The 21,750-nt window shown below is 48.9% G+C and carries 19 protein-coding genes; 7 read left to right on the top strand and 12 right to left on the bottom strand.

All coding sequences use genetic code 11. The features are described from left to right. Positions 1-48: 48 nt before the first annotated feature. Entirely contained in the window at positions 49-1,521 is a 1,473-nt protein-coding gene (locus Pan54_RS23130; RefSeq protein ID WP_146505803.1) for a sulfatase, read from the bottom strand. 120 nt (positions 1,522-1,641) lie between these two features. Between Pan54_RS23130 and Pan54_RS23135 the strand changes: the two genes are divergently transcribed. The 3 genes from Pan54_RS23135 to Pan54_RS23145 are packed head-to-tail and all read left to right on the top strand — an operon-like array spanning position 1,642 to position 5,747. Beyond that, positions 1,642-2,997, top strand: coding sequence for a carboxypeptidase-like regulatory domain-containing protein (locus Pan54_RS23135; protein ID WP_146505804.1), 1,356 nt, complete (start codon positions 1,642-1,644; stop codon positions 2,995-2,997). 4 nt (positions 2,998-3,001) lie between these two features. Next, complete coding sequence (locus tag Pan54_RS23140; protein WP_146505805.1) at positions 3,002-4,354, top strand: carboxypeptidase-like regulatory domain-containing protein; 1,353 nt, start codon at positions 3,002-3,004, stop codon at positions 4,352-4,354. Between the two features lie 28 nt (positions 4,355-4,382). Further along, positions 4,383-5,747, top strand: a complete 1,365-nt coding sequence (locus Pan54_RS23145) for a carboxypeptidase regulatory-like domain-containing protein (RefSeq protein ID WP_146505806.1) — start codon at positions 4,383-4,385, stop codon at positions 5,745-5,747. Between the two features lie 2 nt (positions 5,748-5,749). Here the strand turns inward: Pan54_RS23145 and Pan54_RS23150 are convergent, their stop codons facing one another. After that, positions 5,750-6,940 (bottom strand): pyridoxal phosphate-dependent aminotransferase, encoded by a 1,191-nt coding sequence (locus Pan54_RS23150; protein ID WP_146505807.1) that lies wholly within the window; start codon positions 6,938-6,940, stop codon positions 5,750-5,752. Between the two features lie 405 nt (positions 6,941-7,345). Between Pan54_RS23150 and aroC the strand changes: the two genes are divergently transcribed. The 3 genes from aroC (at position 7,346) to Pan54_RS23165 (ending at position 9,701) form a co-directional block, all read left to right on the top strand. Continuing rightward, positions 7,346-8,473 (top strand): chorismate synthase, encoded by a 1,128-nt coding sequence (aroC, locus tag Pan54_RS23155; protein WP_146505808.1) that lies wholly within the window; start codon positions 7,346-7,348, stop codon positions 8,471-8,473. A 281-nt stretch (positions 8,474-8,754) separates the two neighbouring features. Continuing rightward, positions 8,755-9,177 (top strand): secondary thiamine-phosphate synthase enzyme YjbQ, encoded by a 423-nt coding sequence (locus Pan54_RS23160; protein WP_146505809.1) that lies wholly within the window; start codon positions 8,755-8,757, stop codon positions 9,175-9,177. Between the two features lie 44 nt (positions 9,178-9,221). Then, positions 9,222-9,701 carry a cytochrome c oxidase assembly factor Coa1 family protein gene (locus tag Pan54_RS23165; protein ID WP_146505810.1) on the top strand — a complete coding sequence of 160 codons (480 nt, stop codon included), beginning with the start codon at positions 9,222-9,224 and terminating at the stop codon, positions 9,699-9,701. Between the two features lie 285 nt (positions 9,702-9,986). Here Pan54_RS23165 and Pan54_RS23170 read toward each other — a convergent pair whose 3' ends face one another. Further along, the gene (locus Pan54_RS23170; RefSeq protein ID WP_146505811.1) at positions 9,987-10,793 is read right to left on the bottom strand and encodes a TrmH family RNA methyltransferase; all 807 of its coding nucleotides are present in this window, start codon (positions 10,791-10,793) and stop codon (positions 9,987-9,989) included. A gap of 381 nt (positions 10,794-11,174) precedes the next feature. Here Pan54_RS23170 and Pan54_RS23175 point away from each other — a divergent pair, with 381 nt between their 5' ends. Continuing rightward, positions 11,175-12,530: an efflux RND transporter periplasmic adaptor subunit gene (locus tag Pan54_RS23175; RefSeq protein ID WP_146505812.1), complete on the top strand. Its 1,356-nt coding sequence runs from the start codon at positions 11,175-11,177 to the stop codon at positions 12,528-12,530. 65 nt (positions 12,531-12,595) lie between these two features. Here the strand turns inward: Pan54_RS23175 and Pan54_RS23180 are convergent, their stop codons facing one another. The 9 genes from Pan54_RS23180 to groL (Pan54_RS23220) all read right to left on the bottom strand — a co-directional run bounded on the left by Pan54_RS23180 (position 12,596) and on the right by groL (Pan54_RS23220) (position 21,523). After that, entirely contained in the window at positions 12,596-13,486 is an 891-nt protein-coding gene (locus tag Pan54_RS23180; protein ID WP_146505813.1) for an EboA domain-containing protein, read from the bottom strand. Positions 13,487-13,714: 228 nt separating this feature from the next. Then, on the bottom strand, positions 13,715-14,491 hold the full coding sequence (locus Pan54_RS23185) for a phosphorylase family protein (RefSeq protein WP_146505814.1): 777 nt from the start codon (positions 14,489-14,491) through the stop codon (positions 13,715-13,717). A gap of 21 nt (positions 14,492-14,512) precedes the next feature. Then, positions 14,513-14,755: a DNA gyrase inhibitor YacG gene (locus Pan54_RS23190; RefSeq protein ID WP_146505815.1), complete on the bottom strand. Its 243-nt coding sequence runs from the start codon at positions 14,753-14,755 to the stop codon at positions 14,513-14,515. Between the two features lie 15 nt (positions 14,756-14,770). Next, the gene (locus Pan54_RS23195) at positions 14,771-15,082 is read right to left on the bottom strand and encodes an FmdB family zinc ribbon protein (protein ID WP_146505816.1); all 312 of its coding nucleotides are present in this window, start codon (positions 15,080-15,082) and stop codon (positions 14,771-14,773) included. 149 nt (positions 15,083-15,231) lie between these two features. After that, positions 15,232-15,807: a nucleotide exchange factor GrpE gene (gene grpE / locus Pan54_RS23200; RefSeq protein ID WP_146505817.1), complete on the bottom strand. Its 576-nt coding sequence runs from the start codon at positions 15,805-15,807 to the stop codon at positions 15,232-15,234. 140 nt (positions 15,808-15,947) lie between these two features. After that, positions 15,948-17,078 carry a molecular chaperone DnaJ gene (dnaJ, locus tag Pan54_RS23205; protein ID WP_390621958.1) on the bottom strand — a complete coding sequence of 377 codons (1,131 nt, stop codon included), beginning with the start codon at positions 17,076-17,078 and terminating at the stop codon, positions 15,948-15,950. A gap of 355 nt (positions 17,079-17,433) precedes the next feature. Beyond that, positions 17,434-19,047 carry a chaperonin GroEL gene (gene groL / locus Pan54_RS23210; RefSeq protein ID WP_146505819.1) on the bottom strand — a complete coding sequence of 538 codons (1,614 nt, stop codon included), beginning with the start codon at positions 19,045-19,047 and terminating at the stop codon, positions 17,434-17,436. 265 nt (positions 19,048-19,312) lie between these two features. Continuing rightward, positions 19,313-19,600 (bottom strand): co-chaperone GroES, encoded by a 288-nt coding sequence (groES, locus tag Pan54_RS23215; protein ID WP_146505820.1) that lies wholly within the window; start codon positions 19,598-19,600, stop codon positions 19,313-19,315. Positions 19,601-19,789: 189 nt separating this feature from the next. Next, positions 19,790-21,523 carry a chaperonin GroEL gene (gene groL / locus Pan54_RS23220; protein WP_146505821.1) on the bottom strand — a complete coding sequence of 578 codons (1,734 nt, stop codon included), beginning with the start codon at positions 21,521-21,523 and terminating at the stop codon, positions 19,790-19,792. Between the last annotated feature and the right edge of the window lie 227 nt (positions 21,524-21,750).

Raw genomic sequence — 21,750 nt, forward strand, 5'->3', positions numbered from 1 at the left:
TATGTAAAATTAATGTCACTCTATTTCACATCATACAGGAATCTTATTTCAATCAAGTTCAGGAATAGGATCATCTTTACCGATTGGACTTCCTTCCCAGATGACATTTCCCATCGCATCCATCGTGAGGATGCGGTGAGCACTGCCTGGAGCGGGATCGGCTGAGGTTTCCGGAAGATATTTGCTGAGTTCTTCAATCAGCCTGGCATGTTCCTGCTTATCGACGACATTGTGCCATTCGTTCGGATCACTGGTCATATCGTACAGTTCATCGGAACCATCGGCATAGCGGATATAACGCCATTTTTCGGTACGCAAACCGTGGTTGCCGGCATTGTGAGTGGTAATCGCAGGCCATTCCCGCTTTGCGGTTGCATCAGCCAGTTGAGGTGTTAAGGAATGACCTTCAAGGCCCTCTTTTTCAGGGAGATCGCACATCTCGACAAGAGTCGGATAGATATCGAGCAGCTCGGCAGGTGATTCGCAGCGTTGACCTGCAACCACACCCGGTCCGGCGAAGATGAGGGGCACGCGGGTCGAGCGATCCCACAAGGTATTCTTGCCGGTGATTTCTTTTTCGCCCAGATGCCAGCCATGGTCCGACCAGAGAACGACAATCGTATCGTCCTGATGTCCACTCAACTCCAGCGCCTTCAGCACACGACCGACCTGGCTATCAACAAAGCTTGTACTCGCTAAATAGGACCGAACAAGATTTCTCCACTGATTGCTCTCGACCAGAAATTTGTGTCGCGGCTCGGGAAGTTTCCAATGCAGATACCACGAAAATCGAGGGGTATCTGCTCGGTCGTTCTGCAGAAATGGAGGAAGAACGGAGTCGTCATCCGGATACAAGTCGAACCATTTCTGCGTTGCATAACAGGGAACGTGTGGGAGAAAGAATCCGACGGATAGAAAGAACGGCTCCTGCATCTCCCCGCTCAATTGTTCGACGCCCCAGCTGGCAACTTTCCAATCCCCTTTGTCTTCATCTTTGTGTGGGAAAACTCCCCAGTCGACCAGGGGATGCTTGGCGGGAGTATCGACCAGTTTTTCTTTGGGACGAACACCGACTCCGGCTGGTGGTCCGAGTTCCTGAAACTCGGTGTCAGTTTTACGACGACCATTTCCGCCATGGTAGATTTTCCCGGTTGAGTAATTTCGATATCCATGCTGATGCAAATACTGTGGCAAGGTCACTATCGATTTGAGTTCATCGACTTGCCGAATCCAGGGAGCAAGTCCATAGATGCCGGTCGTATCGGGACGCTTACCCGTCATTAAGGAGGTGCGGGAAGGATTACACAGCGGAGACTGGCAGTGTGCATTCAGAAAAACGGTACCTCGTTTGGCCAGAGCATCGATATACGGAGTTTTAATCGCGGGATGCCCATCGAGGCAGCCGATCCAGTCGTTCTGGTCGTCGATTGCAATCATCAGAATGTTGGGCTTCTCCGCCGCCTGTAATTGCGAGATCGATAAGACGGTCAATACCAGACATGCTTTGAATAAATGGGTCATCTGAGTCACTTTCTGAACTTTTCAATGATCGGCTCGGGTTGCAGAGCCGTTGTCTCTTGCGACTTACAGTCTGACATATCAAAGTAAATGAATTCAAGTCACTCACTTATTGGAAATCACATGTCAGAAAATTCCCCTAATAAAACTGGAGCATTTCTCTTTGCCTCCGTATTAGTTTGCGTTTTGCTGGCGGGGTTGATTGGAGGCGGATATTTCCTGAATCAATATTTAACCACACTGACTACTATTACTCCAACTGCGGCCTCGACGACATCTTCCCCTGCAACTCCAGCCATGATGTACTTTGAACCCGGTCAGGAAGAAGTGACTGGTCGAGTTCTTCTCCCTTCTGGAACAGAAAACACAGACGACTTGCTGATTTATTACGCGGTCAGTGGTCACGAAAATTCTGGAGGAGATATTTATCAAACGGGAGTCTTCGGGCCGGTGCAGGGGGAATTCTCTCACAGAATACGCTCCGGCAATGTCATTTTATATACCGAGCATCCCGATTATGCATTAACTTATGCAGGGCCCATCAGCAATTTTCCTGGATTACAAACCGAGGAATTCCGACTCGAATTGACGAAAGGTCGTGAACTTGAAGTCGAACTGAAAGACGATAAAGGAAATCCAATCTCGAATGCGACAGTCTCCGCTGCACCTGTGATAAGTGCCCATCAGTTTGGAAGTTTTCGAGAAGCCGAGAAGATCGATGAGAATGTGTATCTCCTCAAAATGATGCCTGCGACAACCCTGCGAATCCGTCTCTCCGCTCCCGGTTATTCCACACGTGAAGAAGATATCGACGACTACGACCACTGGTCGACACAAATGCAAATCGCCAAACCAACCACGGGGAAGGTGTTCGATGCAGACGGCAATCCTGTAGCCGGGGCGAAACTGCGTCATTTATTAGTTGCTGATGAATTCGAAGATCCAACTCATGATGCCCTCATGACCACAACAGCAGAAGATGGCACGTTTATTCTGGACCAGCTTGCAGAAGATGCCATCTATTTCGGAATCGTAGAAACACCGGACATGCAACGGACCCTCTTCAATGAACTCAAAGAGGATCAGAAAGATGTCGAAATCAAAATCCCCAAAACCGGCATCATCACCGGAACTATCCGAGGTGATTTCTCACTCCTGAAAACAATCAATAACAATCAACCGATCGTGGGGATCCAACAGCTACTCACTTTCACTGAAAAAACCAGAGGCTCACATTCTCACTCCTCATATTCACCTTTTGATACGCCTTACTCAGCTTCGATTAATGATCTGGTCAATGTTACGAATGAAGATGGAGTCGGAACTTTCGTATTTCACGGAACCTTGCCAGGAAAAATCGAGATTCAAATCGGACCATATCTCGTCCCCATTGATTCCAACGGACAGGATGACTGGCACGTCGAACTCGATTTAACAACGGGGAAATCGGACGTCAAAATTAATCCCGAAAAGAGGTAAACTGATGCAACGAAGTCCTGTGTTGATTTATGTTGTTCTCCCCGTCGTGCTAATGTTGTTGTTAATCTTTGGTCTGATGTTGTTTTTAATGGCATCAGGGACTTTGTTCGTAACCATGCATCAATCGGCAGCAACGGCGACTCCAGCCGATTTTATCTATGAAGAAGGCAAAGGTCGGCTCAAGGGAAAAATTATTCTCGAAGATGGCTCACCCAACACTGAAAAGGTTCAACTTAACTACGAATCCAATCGGGTCACAGGAACGACTTCCGCCTCTTATCGCGCAACGGGTCCTCAGGTGACCGATTCGTTTGATCTGGAAGCTCAAAGTGGCAATACCATCATCACAGTATTCTCTTCAAACTTTGCCCCGGCCTGGCTGGGACCGCTGGAGAATCATGCCGATGGACTGATTGAGGATCTCGTCATCGTGCTAAAAAAGGGAGTCCCTCTCGACATTTCCCTCACCGATGAAAATGGCAATCCCGTCATCGACGCCAATGTCACCGGCTTTCCGATTATCAATAATGAAGGTGGTTCGCATAACCCCTTCAAGGCGACTCAGGCGGGTGTGTATCGAAGAGAGAACGTCAACGATTTGACTTACAAAATCTATGTCGAAGCGGATGGATTTGAACCGACGAGTTTTAAGATCGAAAACCCCGACAAGGTCGGCCTCTACAAAAAGGAACTCGTCAAAGCAAATCCAACTTCAGGAACTGTGATTGGAGCAGACAATCAACCCGTCGCCAATGCGAAGTTTCTGTTGTATGTGCGGGCAATGGTTGTCGGAGGAAATACCAGTGGAACTCATAGCTGGAGCGGGAAAGAAATCGGAGTCACCGATGAACAGGGAAAATTCGAACTGGACGATTTGATGTCCGACCATGAACATTCCGGGATCATCGAAGCTCCTGATAAACGTCGCGTCCCTTTTACCAACCTCACAGCTGGCAGCACTGGTCTCGTCTATGAGATGCCTCCTAAACGAACACTTCAGGGCAAGATCACAGGCGATCTTGCTCAGCTCCATGATCGATATTTCAATGAATTCAAAGAAAATCGACCTTACGTCAAAGTGGATCAGGAATTCACCTACTCCTATGGCAGCTCAAATCACAGCAATACTTTGCATGATTATATTCCGCTTGATCAACAGGCAGCCGAAGCGACCTTTGCCTGTCCCGGAATATTCAGTGAGAAAGTCGAAGTACTTATTGGCCCTTACCGAGTCGAATTCAATCCCAATGATTATGCCAGCCAAGGAGATCTGTTACTCGAATTCAATATGGATACGGGAGAGAAAACAATCCGACCTTACAATGTTCCCGAAAATTCGAGTGAACAGGAAAACTAAACTCTCAGATTCCAAATGAGGAAGAATTTTGAAACGCTCTCCTGCCTTTTATTTCGTCTATCTCCCCATCGCTCTGATGTTGCTTTTCGTGTTCGGTCTTTCGATCTGGTTGGCTTCGACTGGGCAGCAACTGGAGATCGCCAAGAAGGTTGTCACTCCAGCGGCATCACCTGACAAGGCTCCGACTGTTCCTTATGAGGAGGGAACAGGCCGTGTCAAAGGGAAAATACTTCTGGAAGATGGTTCACCCAATACGAATGAAGTGACCGTTCATTACCATTCCGAAAGAAGAACTAAAAATTCTTCGAGTTCAAGGTCAGGTAATGGGGGAAATGTCACGGATACATTTGATTTGGAAATTTCCAGTGGCGATCTGGAATTAATGTTTATCTCTTCGGATTACGCCCCAGCCTGGTTGGGACCGATTGAAAACCATGCGGATCGAGTAGTCGAGGATCTGGTCGTTGTTCTTAAGCCGGGGGGTCCCCTGGATATTTCCATTTTCAATCAAGATGGAAATCCTATCCATGACGCCAATGTCTATGGTTATCCTTACAGAAATTATTCCGGGGGCTCCCATCGTAAACCTAAAGCCCTGGAGCAAGGAGTCTATCGATTCGAGCATGTGAACGAAGTCGCCTACAAAGTCTATGTGGAAGCAGACGGGTATGAACCAGCCGAGTTAAATCTCGAACATCCCAATTCAATTGGAACATATGAGCTGGAGCTTGTAAGAGCCGAGCCGACAACGGGTACGGTGATCGATGTCGAGAATCAACCGGTTACCAATGCGAAGATTCTCTTGTACGTACGTGAAAAAGTCGGAAAAAACAGTTCCGGGACTCATGGCTGGATGGGCAAAGAAATAGGCCAGACCGATGCTCAGGGGAAATTCGAGTTAACGGAACTGAGTAAACAATATGAGTACTACGGCATCATTGAAGCACCTGATAAACGCCGGACTCTGTTCACAGATCTGACCGCTGGGCTTTCCGGCATCGTCTACGAACTTCCTCCGTTACGATCTCTCCATGTCACTCTCCGTGGCAATCTCACTCAGATTAAAGATCGTTATTTCCGAGAGCTCAAGGAACGTCACCCTTATGTGAAAGTCGACCAGCGATTCAAATACGAATCAAGTCATGGAGGCACACATGGCGATTTGTTGTATGAGTATCTTCCAGTTGAAATAATGGAGTCGAAAGCGTCCTTTGTCTATCACGGAATATTCACGAATAAAATCGAAATACAGATCGGTCCTTACCGAGTCGATTTCAATCCGAATGATTACGCCGATACAGGAGACCTGTCGCTCGAATTCAATCTCGATACCGGTGAGAAAATCATCCAGGCTTACACAGTGGATGCATCTACAAATCCACAGTCAGAATAACACTAACCGGCCAGGAATTTTTCCAGGCGATCCAGTCCCGCTTCCAACGTCTGCATATCAGTCGCAAACGAAAGTCGAACATAACCTTCTGCTCCAAAAGCATCGCCGGTCACGAGAGCGACCTGACCTTCTTCGAGCAATTTCGTGCAGAACTCGGTTGAATCTTTAGCCACAGCTCCATTCTGGAGAGGCTTGTTGAAATAATCAGAGACTTTGAAGAACACGTAAAACGCTCCACCCGGATCGGCAAAGGTGACATTCGGGATCTTCCGCATCCGATTCACAACATACTCCCGACGCTCTGAAAATGCGGCCAGCATTTCACTGACACATTCCTGCGGTCCATTCAATGCGGCGATGGCTGCGTACTGGCTGACACTGCAGGGATTCGACGTCTGCTGACTTTGCAGCTTGTCGATTGCTTTGATCAAAGCCGGTTCACCAATCGTCCAGCCAATTCGCCAGCCAGTCATTGCGTAGGCTTTGCTCACTCCGTTAATCACGATAGTACGGGCGGCAATCTCGTCGCCCAGCGTCATCATGCAGGCGGTTTCGTTTCCTTCGTAAATCAGTTTGTCGTAAATCTCGTCGGAAAGGACATAAAAGTCACGATCAACGGCCAACTGACCAATTGCCTTCATCAGTTCAACCGGGAACACAACGCCTGTTGGATTGCACGGACTGTTGAGCATGATCAGCTTTGTACGGCCGGTCACTTTTTCCGCAATTTGCTCGACTGTCGGCAAAAATCCCTGGGACTCGTCGGTTGAGATGAGAATCGGAATTCCGCCGGCCAAATCGACCAGTGCACTGTAGCTGACCCAGTAAGGTGTCGGGATCAGCACTTCGTCGCCGGGATGACACATTGTGGTGAGCACATTATGGATGGAATGCTTGGCACCGTTGGACACAACCACATTGGCAGGCGTGATGTCGAGATTGTAATCCCGCTTGGCGGCTGCACAAATGGCCTGGCGCAGTTCGGGAACTCCACCTGCAGGTGTATAATGAGTTTTGCCCGAATTCATCGCCTCGACTGCCGCCTGACAAATATGAGCCGGCGTGTTAAAGTCAGGCTCCCCCAGTGTGAATTCATAAATCGTTTTTCCCTGAGCTTTGAGTTCTTTGGCTTTGGTCGCGGCAGCAATGGTGGCTGAAGGGGCGAGATTTTCGACAGCTGGGGAAAATTTCATGGATTCGAAATCTTTATCGATGGTGAAAACGGGCAGAGAAAAGGTCCTGAAGATCAAGAAGTCAACAACCACTGATGGTTGATCAATTTGTGTCTCATTCAGCCGGATTGTCCGCGATTCCGTCACGACGTCAAGCGGAACGAAACAGTTTGTCGGCTGGTTCCTTAAATCGGAATCGCTAGAATGGTTGAGAGAAACATCTTAAACAGTTGGGATCCTCGGGTTCCACTGCTGACTGGGTGGCGAGGGCGCTCTCGAAGAGAAGCCCCCGAAAACAAACCGTCCGGGGGCTTCCACTATCGTGGAGCGCCCCCGCCACCCATAATGATGTTCAATCAAATCCTAACTATCAATCCGTAATGACCCACAAAATCCAGTACGGTTCAGTCTTTGAAGTCATAAACTATGCCCGGTAATACATTTGGACACACATTTCGTATCACAACAGCTGGCGAAAGCCATGGACCGGGAAATGTCGTCATCATCGATGGCGTTCCCCCAGGAATCGAGATTTCCGTCGAAGAACTGCAGGTCGATCTCGATCGTCGACGTCCCGGCCAAAGTAAAATTGTCACCCAGCGAAAGGAAGCCGATATTCCGGAAATCCTTTCGGGTGTCTTTGAGGGCCGAACGACGGGAACTTCTCTGGCGATTTTGATTCGTAATGAAGATCAGCGGAGTCGCGACTACGGCAACATTAAAGATATCTACCGCCCGGGACATGCTGACTATACATTCGATGCCAAATACGGCTTCCGCGATTACCGCGGCGGGGGACGTTCCTCTGCTCGGGAAACGACTGTCCGCGTGGCTGCGGGTGTGATTGCCAAAAAAATTCTGCAACAGACCTGCGGCGGTCGAGTCGTTGGATATGTGACTCAAGTTGGCGATGTCCATGCCAACATTCCCGATCCTGGCTCAATCACATTAGAACAGGTCGAAACCCGCAGCGATGGCACGCCGAATATCGTCCGCTGTCCCGATGAAGAAGCAGCCGACCGAATGATCGAGCTGATCGACACCGTTCGCAAAGAACAGGATTCCATCGGCGGAGCAGCCGAGATTGTTGCGACGGGCATCCCAGCTGGTCTCGGCGAACCGGTTTTTGATAAACTCAAAGCCGATCTGGCCAAAGCACTCTTCAGCCTGCCTGCTGTCCTGGGTGTGGAATACGGCATCGGCTTCGGCTGCACAACCATGCGGGGAACGGCTCACAACGATCACTTCATCCCCGGTCAATCCCCCACAATAATTACAACCGATTCCAACCGCCACGGCGGTATGCTGGGTGGAATCTCATCGGGGCTTCCCATCGTATTACGGGCAGCGGTCAAACCAACCAGCTCATTATCTCAGGAACAGCCAACCGTCACGAAAGATGGCGAGCCCACAACAATCAGCACCAAAGGACGACACGATCCCTGCCTGCTCCCACGCTTCATCCCCATGGCCGAAGCGATGGTCGCGATTACCATTGTCGATCATTATTTGCGATGGAAATCTCAGACGGTCCTGGACAATAAGGAAATTTGAACCACGAATATGCAAGGATGTTTTTCATGAACCATCTTAAACCGAAGCGTCAGTGAGGGGCCGACGATCTACAAGGATGATGGTTAAACTCAGTTACTATTTTTATTCGTAAAATGTTGTCTGGACTTTAAATTCAATGCCGAATAAACACTGCTGGGAAACTCAGCAGTGGCACAAATGAAATGACATAGGGCGATTGGCAGAGCACACCGGCATAGCCGCAAATTTATATCTGTGTCCATCCATAGTTCTAAAAATACTTGAATAAGAAACTCTCGACCATGTGGCATCAAACGGAAATCTCATTGCCGGCAAAAACTCGCGGGTTTCATATTATCACTCGTCACGTCGTCGAAGCGTTGCCGGAGTTGAAGTCGATTGAGGTCGGGTTACTGCACGTATTTATCAAGCATACCTCCGCTTCGCTAACCATCAACGAGAATGCCGATCCCGATGTTCAGGTCGACATGGAAGCAGCCATGAATCATATCGCACCGGAAGATTTTCCCTACGTCCATACCTGCGAGGGACCGGATGATATGCCCGCCCATGTCAAATCCTCCTTAATGGGAGCCTCTGTTTCGATTCCAGTCAAAAAAGGTCAACTCCAGTTGGGAACCTGGCAGGGGATTTATCTTTGCGAACATCGAAATCACGGCGGCAGTAGACGACTCGTTTTGACAATTCAAGGTTCTGATGTTTAAGACACATTGATTCTATACAGCATTACTCCACAGGACACAATTCATTGAGCGAAGCACCAAAACAACCTCACTCGCCTTATTTTCTCGACTGGGCCTGGAATAACAAACTGCTTGTCCTGCCAATAGTGATGGCATTAGTATTCTCGTTATGTGGAGGATGTTTTGGACTTGCCTACATCAGTTCTCTGCAGTCTCTGAGAAAAAACCCTCTGCATATGAAGTCTGTCGAAGCGGCTCGCGGTAATGAGCAGGTCGTCAAAGAACTCGGGCTGCCGATCGAAGGCGGTTTCATTTCGGAAGGAAATATCGAAGTCGATGACGACATGCAGCAAGGTTACGCCGACTGCACAATTCCAATCTCAGGCCCTATCGGAACAGGGAAACTATTTGTCAAGGCCAAACTGGAAGCAGGCAAGTGGACGATCAATTCTTTGCAGGCCAGCCTCGAAAACTCCGGCCAGATTGTCACAATCATCGATCCCGATGCGGTCCCCGAAGAAAAAACAGAAGCTGAAGAAGAATAATATAAACCGCCAAGACACTAAGATTCACAAGGGTTTATCATTTATCGCGTTTCCAATGGTACCCGGGTGGCGGGGCGGTCTCGAAGTGAAGCCCAAGAATCTTTGAACTTCCGGGGGCTTCCGCTGAAGCGGAGCGCCCCCGCCACCCCGGAGGACCTTTTCAAGACGTTACAGGAAATCCGGTTTTCAATTGGAACAGAGTTCAAAATTAACACTTTAGACCGTTCAAAAAATCTTCTCTTAATTCTTGGCGTCTTGGCGGTTATACACACATTGATAAATGAGTCATTTAGGACGGTGACTTCGATTCGTCAACGCAAATAAGAAGACAGCAGCCGCGTTTGCGACGTTCAGGGAATCAACTCCGCTCGTCATCTCGATATGCAGGACCTCATCGGCATATTGCAGGTTCTCTTCATCTAGTCCCTCGGCTTCATTTCCCAACATCAAGACCATTGGAGATTCATTTTCAGGTAGATGGTAATCGGTAAGTGGCATTGAAAGTTCGGTCTTTTCGGCTGCCAGGATTTGATATCCAGAATTACGAAGACTCTGTAAATCTTCCGTGAGATTTTCTGAGGTTCGGATCGGCATTGTAAAAATGGATCCCATCGAGACTCGGACAACTCGCCGCAAAAACGGATCAGCCGACTTTGATCCCAATAAAATTCCACTCGCTCCAAAGCCTGCAGCCAGTCGAATAATCGACCCCAGATTATCTGGTCCGGTAATCTGTGGACAACAAACAATCAGCGATTTCTCATTGTGAAAATCCTCCAGGACAGCATTCTCTGGACGAAATGCACAGGCCATTACTCCAGAATGAAAATTAAACCCAACCAGTTGTGCGGCTTCACTTTGCGGCAAGGCAAACACATCTGATCGATGCTCAAACTGCGGGCCAAATGTCTCGATGCGACGTTCGCTGATTAAAACGGAATCTACCTCATAATCACTATTCAGTAATCGTTCCACAACCCGCCAGCCCTCGACCAGAAATCGACCCGAATTGAGACAGAGCGACTTATTACGTGTCTCCCGATAGACCGTGAGTCGAGGGTCGTCCAGTTTGTCAATTCTCGTAATTGCCATAAAACTTCGATGCTGACTCAGAACAAGAAATGGTTATAATGTTGATGAGAGTTTAGGGTTGAAGGTTGAGGGGTTGAGAGAAGAACGCTGAAGAGACAGCAGTTTTGCAATGCACGTACATAAAATTTCGTATCTGCGGTAGTTTCAGATAAAAACGCTCAACTCTCAACCTTCAACACTCAACCAAATCCAATTTCTCATTGCTGCAAAACCTATCGGAATTGTTAGCCAATTCCTGATCTGACCCAATAAAGGCTGTTCACTGTGCCCGATTCGAGTGTCCAAGAGCCCGATTTCTCGACAAGTTCCTCACCTCCGCCACCGAGGAAAGTCGCTCTGAAATCCTCTGAACATACATCTTTGCTGAGAAAGTTGCCTGGTATGCGAACTTTGTTTTCCATCATTCTGATTGCAGCTTGCCTGATCGGTGGCGGCTTTGTCACCTGGCTGGTCGCTTCGATGCGGGAGGATCCGAAACGAGCAGAACCGGTTGAACGCTCGCACATCGTTCAGGTGTATCAAGCGGACAGTGTGACCATTCAGGAAATGCTGACCGGTTTCGGAACGGCCCGAGCGATGCAGGAGGTGATTCTTTCTGCTCAGGTTTCTGGAGAAATTGTCGAAACGATCGTTCCCTTGAAGATCGGCAAGGAAATCTCAGCAGCCTCTTTTCAGACCGATGTCGATGGTGTCTCCAAACAATCCAGTGGAGATTTAATTGCTCGCATCGATCCCCAGACGTATCAGGAGCGGGTTGAACAAGCCGAGGACTTACTCAATGAAGATCAGGCCGAGTTGAATCGTCTGGAGCAGGAGCAAAAGAATTTCACTCGACGACTCCAAATCGCAGAGAAAAATTTCAATGCCTTCATCTCTGAATATAAACGAGTCGAAAATCTTGTCCGTCAGGAAATTGCCAGTCCCAGCGATTTAACCACTGCCGAACTCGATCTCAGAAAATACGAAGAAGCCAAAGTTCAACTCGAAACCGAACTGGCGTTGATGCCCCAGAAAATCAAGCAAGTCGAAGCAAAACGACAAACACGCCGCAACGAACTCGATCTGGCGAAACTGGAAGTTGAGCGAACTTCGGTGACCAGTCCGATCAGTGGGCAACTTTCAAAAATCAATGTCGAGAAAGGGCAATACGTTCGTGTCGGAGATCCCCTTGTCACTGTGACTAGTAAAAAACAGGTCGAAATCCCCATCGGTATTGCGATGGAAGACTATCTGAAAATCATTCCCCGAATCGCAGCGGGCGAATATCCGACCGCTCGAATTTCTACACGCAGCACAGCCGATGCGTATTGGGAAGGACTTGTTACCCGAGCCTCTCCGACAGCCGATGCACAAACCCGAACTGTCGATGTGTTTGTCGTCGTCGACAATGAAAACTCAGCATCGCCACTTCTGCCTGGAACTTTTGTGACCGTGCAAATTGAAGGCCCGGTGTACGAGAACGTAATTGCCATTCCTCGCGATGCGGTCATCGATGATGAGATTTTATTGGCACAGGATGGGAAAGTCGTCAGTGTCCCGATTGAGAAAACAATCGATATCCAGACAATTCGCATCTTGAAAGATCAACTGACTCCCGGCGACCAAGTCATCATGACCAATCTCGATATCCTCAAACAAGGCGACAAAATCAAAATCACAGAGGACTCCACTCAAACCCTCGAAGATGAGATGAAGCGGATGCAAATCCCCAACTTCCGAATTTTTCCCCAACCGTAAATGGTAGGAACCGCAAAGACGCCAAGAGAATGAGGTGTAGGTCAGGCACTTCCTCACGAAATTGGCTAGGAATTCTGTACCACGGATGCAAACAACTGCTCGTGAATAGTCTTCCAACTGATTTGCCGTTGCTCAATTTTCTCTTTCAACTCGGGTTGAGTATCCAATAACTTGATCGCTGCGGGTGATTTTTTACCCGTCAAAGCTAATCCTGCTGCTGCTCTCTCGATGTCGTTTCCCGTCGTTAAAACACGCGATAAGTCATCAATCGCGGGCTCATAAACATCGACATCCACACATCGCCACAGTTCGGGATGGACCGTTCGGCTGGCCGCCCAGCGTTCGTGGGCATAGTCGCTTAGCATTTGGGAAAGAGCCGCATTGTTACGGTCTTCCAAGCCAATGACAGGATACAAACTGACTTCCACAAACAGGCACTTGAGCACCATCTGGTTCCACAAACCTTCCGGCAATTGATCAGTAGGGTAAGGATTGTCATGAGCAACCGCACAAAACACGCTCCGCATGTTTGTCCGAATTCCTTCAGCCGCTCGATTCACATGAGCTTCCGGAAACGGGTACAGGGGCAATGCCTGATACAATGCCACCAGTTCACTCACTTCTCCTGCTCCAAACAAGCGATCCAGCACCTTCACATATTCTGCTGCATCACTTTCTGGAAGTGACAATACGAACAAAGAACGCACGGCTTCAATCAGACTCCAATTTTTCGGACGCCAGTTCGTTTGAGCAGACTGAGCGTTACTCAGTTCTTCAGCAGACAATTCCAGATTTAATTTCGGAACTTTTCGCGATGCCAAGCCAAAACGCAAGTAGAGTTGAGGCAGCTGATTTTGTGCAATCAGCTCGCAAGATTCGTTAATCCATTTGATTGTCGATTCATCGCACCGGGATGCTATCCAGGACTTCAGACATTCCTTCACCGCCGCACTCATCACCAAACCTCATTTTATTCTGTCGCTACGAGCCTCTTTTGGCATCGATACATTTACTATTTGATAAATCAAGTATCACGTCTACGATCCCGACTTCAAGTCATGATGAGAAATCTTCCTGAGGTCAGGCTGTACATGACGTAATCAAACATCGACGCTCAATAGAAAATATTTTTAAAACCGCAGATGAACACAGATTAATGCAGATAAATAGTGAGCCATCCGCGTTTATCTATGTTCATCTGCGGTTCCTTCAGTTCTTCCATTAGATTGGCATCTTTCAATTAGCCTCTTGACCTGCTCGGAAACATTCTTCATTGCCAGCCGGCTTGATTTTTGTAAGCGTAATAATTTGATGATCATTCCTGGTCGAAAGAGAATTGATCTTACAAGTTGACTCCAGTCGACTCCTCCATCTTGTCTCGTTACATGCATTAATTCTGCCGGGAAATCAGTGAGTGAATCATCGCTGACACCTTTGATGACGGTCAGCGGAATTTTTCGATCTTGTGCGATTTCTGCTACAAAAAACGCTTCCATATCGACGGCCTGAGCAGACGAATCTGTGAAAGCTTTCTCTTTCAATACGCGGGAATGCAATGGATGGATGACAGAGAGCAAAGAGACAGTTGCGAATGATTCCTGAATATCTTTAACAGGTGAAGCCAGCTGAATAGATGGACCCTGCTCCTCGATGATATCATTCGGAACGATGAGAGCCCCTGCAGATAACTCCGATGAAAGCCCACCACACAGTCCCACATTCAGAAGATGCGAAACATGAATCTGATCCAGTAGCAGTGGCAGAACTTGACGAATTCGCTTTCGTCCGGGGCCAGTTGTGACAAGTGCGATGCGGGCCGTTTTGATTTGCCCGATCACAACTGAGCTCTTACCGATGGTAATTGACTTGGGATTATTGAGCAGACTGGCAATTGCTGAAGTTTCAATCTGGAGAGCACACACGATCAGCCAGTCAAATTCCATTTTCTGATCATCGGACAAGCGGTTCGACTCCTCAGAAAGTTACATCGATTCAGAATCGTCTTCGTACTCAGCCTCGCCAAGCTCTTCCAATTTTTCGAGATATTCCTGGACGAGATCCGGCCGATCTTTTATGTCTTCGACGATCGCGTACTTACCATCCGACCAGCGGAGCAAATCCACATTCCGGCAGCGTTCACTGCAAAAAGGGAACGTCGCATACGACACCGTGACCTGAGGTGGCAACTGTTTATTACAGACGGGACAGGTCAATGGTTTGATCATCAGACAACTCTCATACTATTCGGAATTACTACTCGAAGATTTCGATTTCGGGGTAGAATCACTCGACTTGGTTTCCGACTTGGATTCGGATTTCGCTTCTGACTGCGATTTCTTAGCCGCGTCGGCTCCTTTTTTGTAGGAATCACTGCGGTAGTCGGTCTGGTAGAATCCCGAGCCTTTAAAAATTACGCCTGCTCCGGTGCCGATTTGTCGCTTGGCTTTCATCTTGCCACATTCCGGGCACTTGCGGACGGGGCTGGCTTTAATCGACTGAAACAATTCCCAGTGGGCATCGCAGGCCCCACAGATGTAATCGTAAGTTGGCATTGAACTTCTCTTAAAAAGAGGAATGCTCACAGGAGCCTTCCAGAAACCGATAATACACCAGATATCATTCGCACAGAGACCAGATTGTGCAACACTTGATTCAAAATATTTTGTTCATCACTAACCAACCTGCTTTGTATATTCAAGCTTTATTCTGCAGGTCCTGTTGAGACGATGACTTTAGCCGGGCGGATGATTCGGTCGTGAATTTTGTAGCCGGTTTCGAGTTCCTGCAGGACGTGCATCGCAGGGACGTCGGCTGATGGAATCTGCTGAATCGCTTCATGTTGATTTGGGTCAAAGGCTTCATTTCCAGCATGAATCGGCTCGACGTTGTGTTTGCCCAGCGTTTCCACAAACTGTTGAGTCACCATCTCGACTCCCTTTTTCAAGTCGTCAATGCTCGAAGCGTTCTCCGCAGCCTGAGCCGCTCTCTGGAGGTTGTCGATGACCGGTAACAGATCCCGTAACAGATTGATGCCTTCGTACATGCGGAACTGCTGAAGTTCAACCGCTGCTCGGCGACGAAAGTTGGCCAGTTCGGCATGAGACCGAACCAGTTTGTCTTCGAGATCTTCCACCTGATTCTGCAATACGATCAGAGGCGAAACTTCCTCAGCCTGCTCGGCAGCATCTTCAAATGGAATGGTTTCCGTCTCATCGCCGTTCGCATTATCAACGTCTTCCGGCAAGTCCTGTTCAGAATTCAATTCTTCGTTATTCATGATCTTCTCAATCACAGCAACTCTATATGTTTAATAAATTTATCAGGCGTATCAGCACAAACCCAATATTTTTCAATTCAGACTATCCGTGAAAATCTGTGTCCATCCGTGGTTCAAAATATGCAATTCAAAAACGATGCTTAATCCTCGTCATCATCCCAGTTTACAAACTCTTTCACATGATCCCAGAATGTTTTTCGTTGCGCAGAAACATGTACATGATCATGCTCGGCCAGTTCCCGCAGCAGGCGTTCCTGTTCCTCATTCAATTTCTTGGGAACATCAACATTAATTTCCACATGCAGGTCACCTTTACGTCCGGTTTGTGGATCGGCGATTCCTTCTCCGCGTAAGCGAATCACTTCGTTTGGCTGGGTTCCCGGAGCGATCGTCAGTGTCTTTTTACCACCGAGTACTGGAATTTCAATCTCTGACCCCAGAGTCGCCTGTGAGAATGTAATTGGCACCCGGCAAATTAAATGCATCCCCTCACGTTGAAACAGAGGATGCTCTTTGACGGTGATATGCACAAACAAATCGCCGCGAGGTCCACCGCCGCGACCAGGATTTCCTTCTCCTCGTAAACACAACTGCATGCCATTATCGACACCAGCAGGAACGTTTACTTCAAGGTCGACCTGTTCTTTGTCGAATCCATTTCCCCAGCACGAAGTACACTTCTCTTTGACGACCGTCCCTGCCCCGCCACAATTGGGGCAAGCTGTCTGCATCCGAAAGAAGCCCTGGCTCTGGACGACCTGCCCCACACCGCCGCAATACTCGCATGATTCTGGTTTCGTGCCTGGCTTGGCTCCTGTTCCATCGCAAGTTTCGCAGAGCTTATTGCGTTTGACACTGATCGATTTCTGGCAGCCATTCGCGGCTTCGAGCAAATCGAGTGTTAAGGTTGTCTGCAGATGATCGCCACGAGCAGGTCCGCGGGAGCGGCCGGAACGTCGACGTCCACCACCGCCGAATAGATCGCCAAAGGCATCGAAAATATCTTGGATGTCGTGGAACTGTTCGCCGCCACCGGCTCCTGCACCCATGCCGGCGTGTCCATAACGGTCGTACCGGGCACGCTTTTCCTGGTTGGAAAGCACATCGTAAGCTTCGGACGCTTCTTTGAAGCGTGCAATCGCTTCTTCATCATCGGGATTGCGATCGGGATGATTCTTCACCGCAATTTTTCGATACGACTTTTTGATCACCTCAATCGTAGCCGTGCGCTCGACTTCAAGAATTTCGTAATAATCTCGCTTCTCTACCATCATTTCAGACTCTCGCTATTTGAATCGAATGGACTGAAGAGTACTTTCATCCCATTCGGCTTTCTGTCAATATCACGACAGAACTCTCGAGCATATTTTGAACGCCTGCCAAACCTGATTCCAACAAAACCAAATCTGGGGTGGCGGGGGCGCTCCGCTTTTGCGGAATCCCCCGAAAGTTCAACACTTCGGGGGCTTCTCTTCGAGAGCGCCCCCGCCACCCTTCGTGCTTGTACTACCAGTCAATTTCTTGTCGAGCACTATGCTTAAAAAAAGGGCCATCGGAACGCGATGACCCTTTTCATTTCTCGTCACTATCGTCCGTGTCTGACGAAACTATTCGTTGAACCCCCGATTAACGGATGGCTCCTTCAATTTGCTTGTGATCTTGGCCATCGCCATCGGTTTTGGTGACCAAAACCTGAGTGGTGAGCATCAGACCGGCAATCGAAGCGGCGTTTGTCAAAGCGGTTTTGACAACTTTGGCAGGATCGATAATACCTTTGGCAACCATGTCGCCGTACTCACCCTTCTTGGCGTCGTAGCCTTCATTGACCTTCATGCCCATCACTTCATCAGCGATGACGGCTCCATCGACACCGCAGTTTTCTGCGATCTGTCGGATTGGTCCCTGCAGGGCACGAGCGATGATATCCACACCGATCTGCTCATCACCTTCGAGTTTCAAAGCGCGAACGGTATCGATGCAGCGAAGTAGTGCGACTCCACCACCTGGTAGAATCCCTTCTTCGACTGCTGCACGAGTCGCGTGCAGTGCATCTTCCATGCGGGCTTTGGTCTGCTTCATTTCTGCTTCGGTTGCTGCACCGACAGAAATGATGGCGACGCCACCAGTGATTTTCGCAAGTCGTTCCTGGAACTTCTCACGATCGTAATCGCTATCGGTCTGTTCAATGTGATTGCGGATCTGATCGACGCGTGCCTGAATCGCTTTGGAATCTCCGCCACCTTCGATAATGGTGCAGTTGTCCTTTGTGATTTCGATGCGACGAGCCTGTCCGAGGTGTTCGACTTCGATATTTTCGAGTTTCAGACCCAGATCTTCTGAGATCAGAGTTCCGCCAGTCAGCACGGCAATATCGCCGAGCATCGCTTTGCGGCGATCGCCAAAGCCAGGAGCCTTCACAGCGGCGATGTTTAACACGCCACGAAGTTTGTTGACAACCAGTGCAGTCAGTGGTTCGCCTTCGACGTCTTCAGAAATGATCAGCATCGGACGGCCGGTCTGAGAAACTTTTTCCAGAATCGGCACAATGTCTCGCAAGCTGGAAATCTTCTTCTCGAAGAGCAGGATGAATGCATCTTCCAGAACACAGGACATCGTTTCAGGATCGTTCACGAAGTAAGGAGAGATGTATCCTTTTTCGAACTGCATCCCTTCGGTCAGTTCTAGAGTTGTTTCATTCCCTTTGCCTTCTTCGACAGTGATGACACCATCGCGACCGACTTTTTCCATAGCGTTGGCAATCAAATCGCCAATCGCCTGATCGTTATTGGCAGAAATCGCACCGACACTGGCCACTTCGGATTTATCCGAAACGGGCTTAGCCATGCTGTTCAGTTTCTCGACAGCGGCATTGGCTGCTTTTTCAATTCCACGGCGAACAACCGTAGGATTGGCACCCAGAGAAATGCTGCGAAGACCTTCTTCGTAAATCGCACGAGTCAGCACAGTCGCAGTCGTTGTTCCGTCACCGGCGATGTCGCTGGTTTTGGAAGCGACTTCGTTGACGAGCTTGGCACCCATGTGTTCGTAAGGGTCAGCCAGATCGACTTCCTTACTGACGGTCACGCCGTCCTTGGTGACGACAGGATTGCCGAAACTTTTGTCAATGATCACATTGCGACCGGTTGGCCCCATCGTGACAGCGACGGCATCCGCCAAAGTTCGCACACCGCGCTGCAGTCTGATGCGAGCCTGATCTGAAAAAAGCATTTGCTTAGCCACGTTGGTATCTCCTCAAAATTGCAGCGCCGGGAGCATTTGTTTCCACCGGCGAATAATATTGTCTGAAAAACTTCTCAGTAGTATCGAGCGAAATTTTATAATCCTGAGTTTTCAAATTCTGAGGATAAAATGAATTCGACTCCATTTGATCCTCATTAAAACTTAATTTGAAAATCTCTACTTCCTAGCCACGTTCTGCAGGAGCAAAATCGACAAGCTCTATTTCTTGGCGTCCATGCGACTGCACCCGGTAGAGCAGAATGCTCTAGACGACTTTGGCGAGGATGTCGCTTTCGCGAAGGATTTTGTATTCCGTGCCTTCGACTTCGATATCGGTTCCGCCGTATTTGCCGTAAAGAACTTCATCGCCTTTGGCGACTGCAATCGCACAGCGTTCGCCACTATCGAGCAAACGTCCTGGCCCGACGGCAACCACTTTGCCACGTTGTGGCTTTTCTTTAGCAGAGTCAGGAAGAACGATCCCGCCTGCAGTCACTTCTTCAGCAGCCAGTGGTTCAATAACAACACGATCATCGAGCGGATTCAACTTCATCGATCAAAACTCCTAAATTGATTTCTCTTATTTAACTGAAATCTGAGGCACGCAAGTACCATCAGCTTATATCAAATTGTATTTAACGATCTCTTAACCCTAACTCCCACAGCAACCTGCAGGAGCAAACCAGACATTCTACCTCCTTGAGCAATCATGCGACTGCCCCGGTCAAGCAGAATGCTTGTGTTAGAAGCCCATGCCGCCCATGCCTGGCATGCCGCCCATTCCACCCATACCTGGCATGCCACCCATGCCTGGCATTCCGCCGCCCATTCCGCCCATGCCCGGCATACCGCCGCCCATGTCGTGATGGTGATCATCGTGATGATCGTCGGCTTCGACGGGTTCATCAACAATAATTGAGTCGGTTGTCAGCAACAGGCAGGCCACACTGGCTGCGTTCTGCAGAGCCGAGCGAACCACTTTGGCCGGGTCGACAACGCCGAACTTATACATATCGCCGTACTCATTATTCATGGCATCGTAGCCATAAGCCTTGCCTTTGCCCTTGCGGACACGGTTGGCAACGACAGAACCATCGAGACCAGCGTTTTCTGCAATCTTTCGCAGTGGCATTTCGAGAATCCCTTCGACCAGCTGAGCACCAAGGGCCTGATCGCCTTTGAGCGACAAGCCTGATACGGCGTCACGGCACTGCAGCAAAGCGGTTCCACCACCGGGAACAATTCCTTCTTCGATGGCGGCTCGCGTAGCGGCCAGGGCATCGTCGATGAGGTCTTTCTTCTCTTTCATTTCGGTTTCGGTCGCTGCACCAACGCGAACCTGAGCAACACCACCGGCGATTTTGGCCAGTCTTTCCTGCAGTTTTTCGCGATCGTATTCCGAATCGGTTGAGCTGATTTCTTTGCGAATCTGTTCTGCTCGTCCATCAATCGCAGCCTTGGAACCGGCTCCTTCAATGATGGTCGTGTTGTCTGAAGAAATGATGATCTTCTTGGCAACGCCCAGATCTTTCATTTCGATCGCTTCTGGATTCACACCCAAGTCTTTGAAAAGGGCAGTTCCCTTGGTCAGGATTGCGATATCTTCCAGCATCGCCTTACGACGATCGCCATAGCCTGGAGCTTTCACAGCAACAACTCGCAGAATACCTCGCAATTTGTTGACAACCAGAGTCGCCAGTGCTTCGCCGTCGATGTCTTCAGCGATAATCAGCAAAGGCACATTGGCCTCAGAGATTTTTTCGAGTAGCGGAACCAGAGTTTTAGCACTGCTGATTTTTTCTTCGTGAATCAGAATGCGGCAGTTTTCCATTTCGACAAGTTGTTTGTCCTGATCGGTCACAAAGTGTGGTGACAGGAAGCCTCGCTCGAACTGCATTCCCTCGACCAGATCGACTTCGGTCGTCATATGACGGCCTTCTTCAATCGTGATCACGCCGTCTTTGCCGACTTTCATTAACGCATCTGCCAGAATTTCGCCGACTTCCGGATCGTTATTTCCGGCAATAGTCGCGACAGTCTTAATCGCGTCGCGATCGTTGGCTTTGACAGTCTTGGACATTGTGCCCAGGTGTTCGGTCACAGCGGCAACCGCTTTGTTCATTCCGCGAGCCAGAGACATCGCGTCTGCCCCGGCTGCAATGTATTTCAAACCTGAGCGGAACATCGCTTCGGCCAGAACTGTTGCAGTGGTTGTTCCATCACCAGCCATATCGCCAGTTTTAGAAGCGACTTCTTTGACCAGTTGGACGCCACAGTTTTCGAACTTGTCTTCGAGTTCAATATCTTCCGCGACGGTCACGCCGTCTTTGGTCACTTTAGGAGCGCCCCAGCCTTTGTCCAGAACGGCATTTCGTCCGCGAGGTCCGAGTGTACTGCTGACTGCATTGGCAAGTTTAGTCACCCCTGCCAGGAGTTGCTTTCTCGCATCGTCATCAAAACTCAACAATTTTGCCACGGTTTTCCCTCACTACTTGCCCTGTTTCAGGGCTTTGAATTGGTGTTCCAATAACTGTAACGCACTTCGCTGACTGAATTTACAATCATCGTGCCCTACAACATCATCAACCTTAACTTTTCACTGGCACTTAAAAGCCCAGTATTCCATGTTCGATTGATCTATGAGACATGCCTCTCGCTTCCGAGCTGATTTCCAGCTTGGACAGGAAGACAATTGGCAGTCCA

The organism is Rubinisphaera italica, assembly GCF_007859715.1.
Taxonomy (GTDB): Bacteria; Planctomycetota; Planctomycetia; order Planctomycetales; family Planctomycetaceae; genus Rubinisphaera; species Rubinisphaera italica.

Coding starts and splice junctions, on each gene's coding strand:
- Pan54_RS23130 (WP_146505803.1), bottom strand. CDS start 1,521: ATGACCCATTTATTCAAAGCATGTCTGGTATTGACCGTCTTATCGATC.
- Pan54_RS23135 (WP_146505804.1), top strand. CDS start 1,642: ATGTCAGAAAATTCCCCTAATAAAACTGGAGCATTTCTCTTTGCCTCC.
- Pan54_RS23140 (WP_146505805.1), top strand. CDS start 3,002: ATGCAACGAAGTCCTGTGTTGATTTATGTTGTTCTCCCCGTCGTGCTA.
- Pan54_RS23150 (WP_146505807.1), bottom strand. CDS start 6,940: ATGAAATTTTCCCCAGCTGTCGAAAATCTCGCCCCTTCAGCCACCATT.
- aroC (WP_146505808.1), top strand. CDS start 7,346: ATGCCCGGTAATACATTTGGACACACATTTCGTATCACAACAGCTGGC.
- Pan54_RS23160 (WP_146505809.1), top strand. CDS start 8,755: ATGTGGCATCAAACGGAAATCTCATTGCCGGCAAAAACTCGCGGGTTT.
- Pan54_RS23170 (WP_146505811.1), bottom strand. CDS start 10,793: ATGGCAATTACGAGAATTGACAAACTGGACGACCCTCGACTCACGGTC.
- Pan54_RS23175 (WP_146505812.1), top strand. CDS start 11,175: ATGCGAACTTTGTTTTCCATCATTCTGATTGCAGCTTGCCTGATCGGT.
- Pan54_RS23180 (WP_146505813.1), bottom strand. CDS start 13,486: ATGAGTGCGGCGGTGAAGGAATGTCTGAAGTCCTGGATAGCATCCCGG.
- Pan54_RS23190 (WP_146505815.1), bottom strand. CDS start 14,755: ATGATCAAACCATTGACCTGTCCCGTCTGTAATAAACAGTTGCCACCT.
- Pan54_RS23195 (WP_146505816.1), bottom strand. CDS start 15,082: ATGCCAACTTACGATTACATCTGTGGGGCCTGCGATGCCCACTGGGAA.
- grpE (WP_146505817.1), bottom strand. CDS start 15,807: ATGAATAACGAAGAATTGAATTCTGAACAGGACTTGCCGGAAGACGTT.
- dnaJ (WP_390621958.1), bottom strand. CDS start 17,078: ATGGTAGAGAAGCGAGATTATTACGAAATTCTTGAAGTCGAGCGCACG.
- groES (WP_146505820.1), bottom strand. CDS start 19,600: ATGAAGTTGAATCCGCTCGATGATCGTGTTGTTATTGAACCACTGGCT.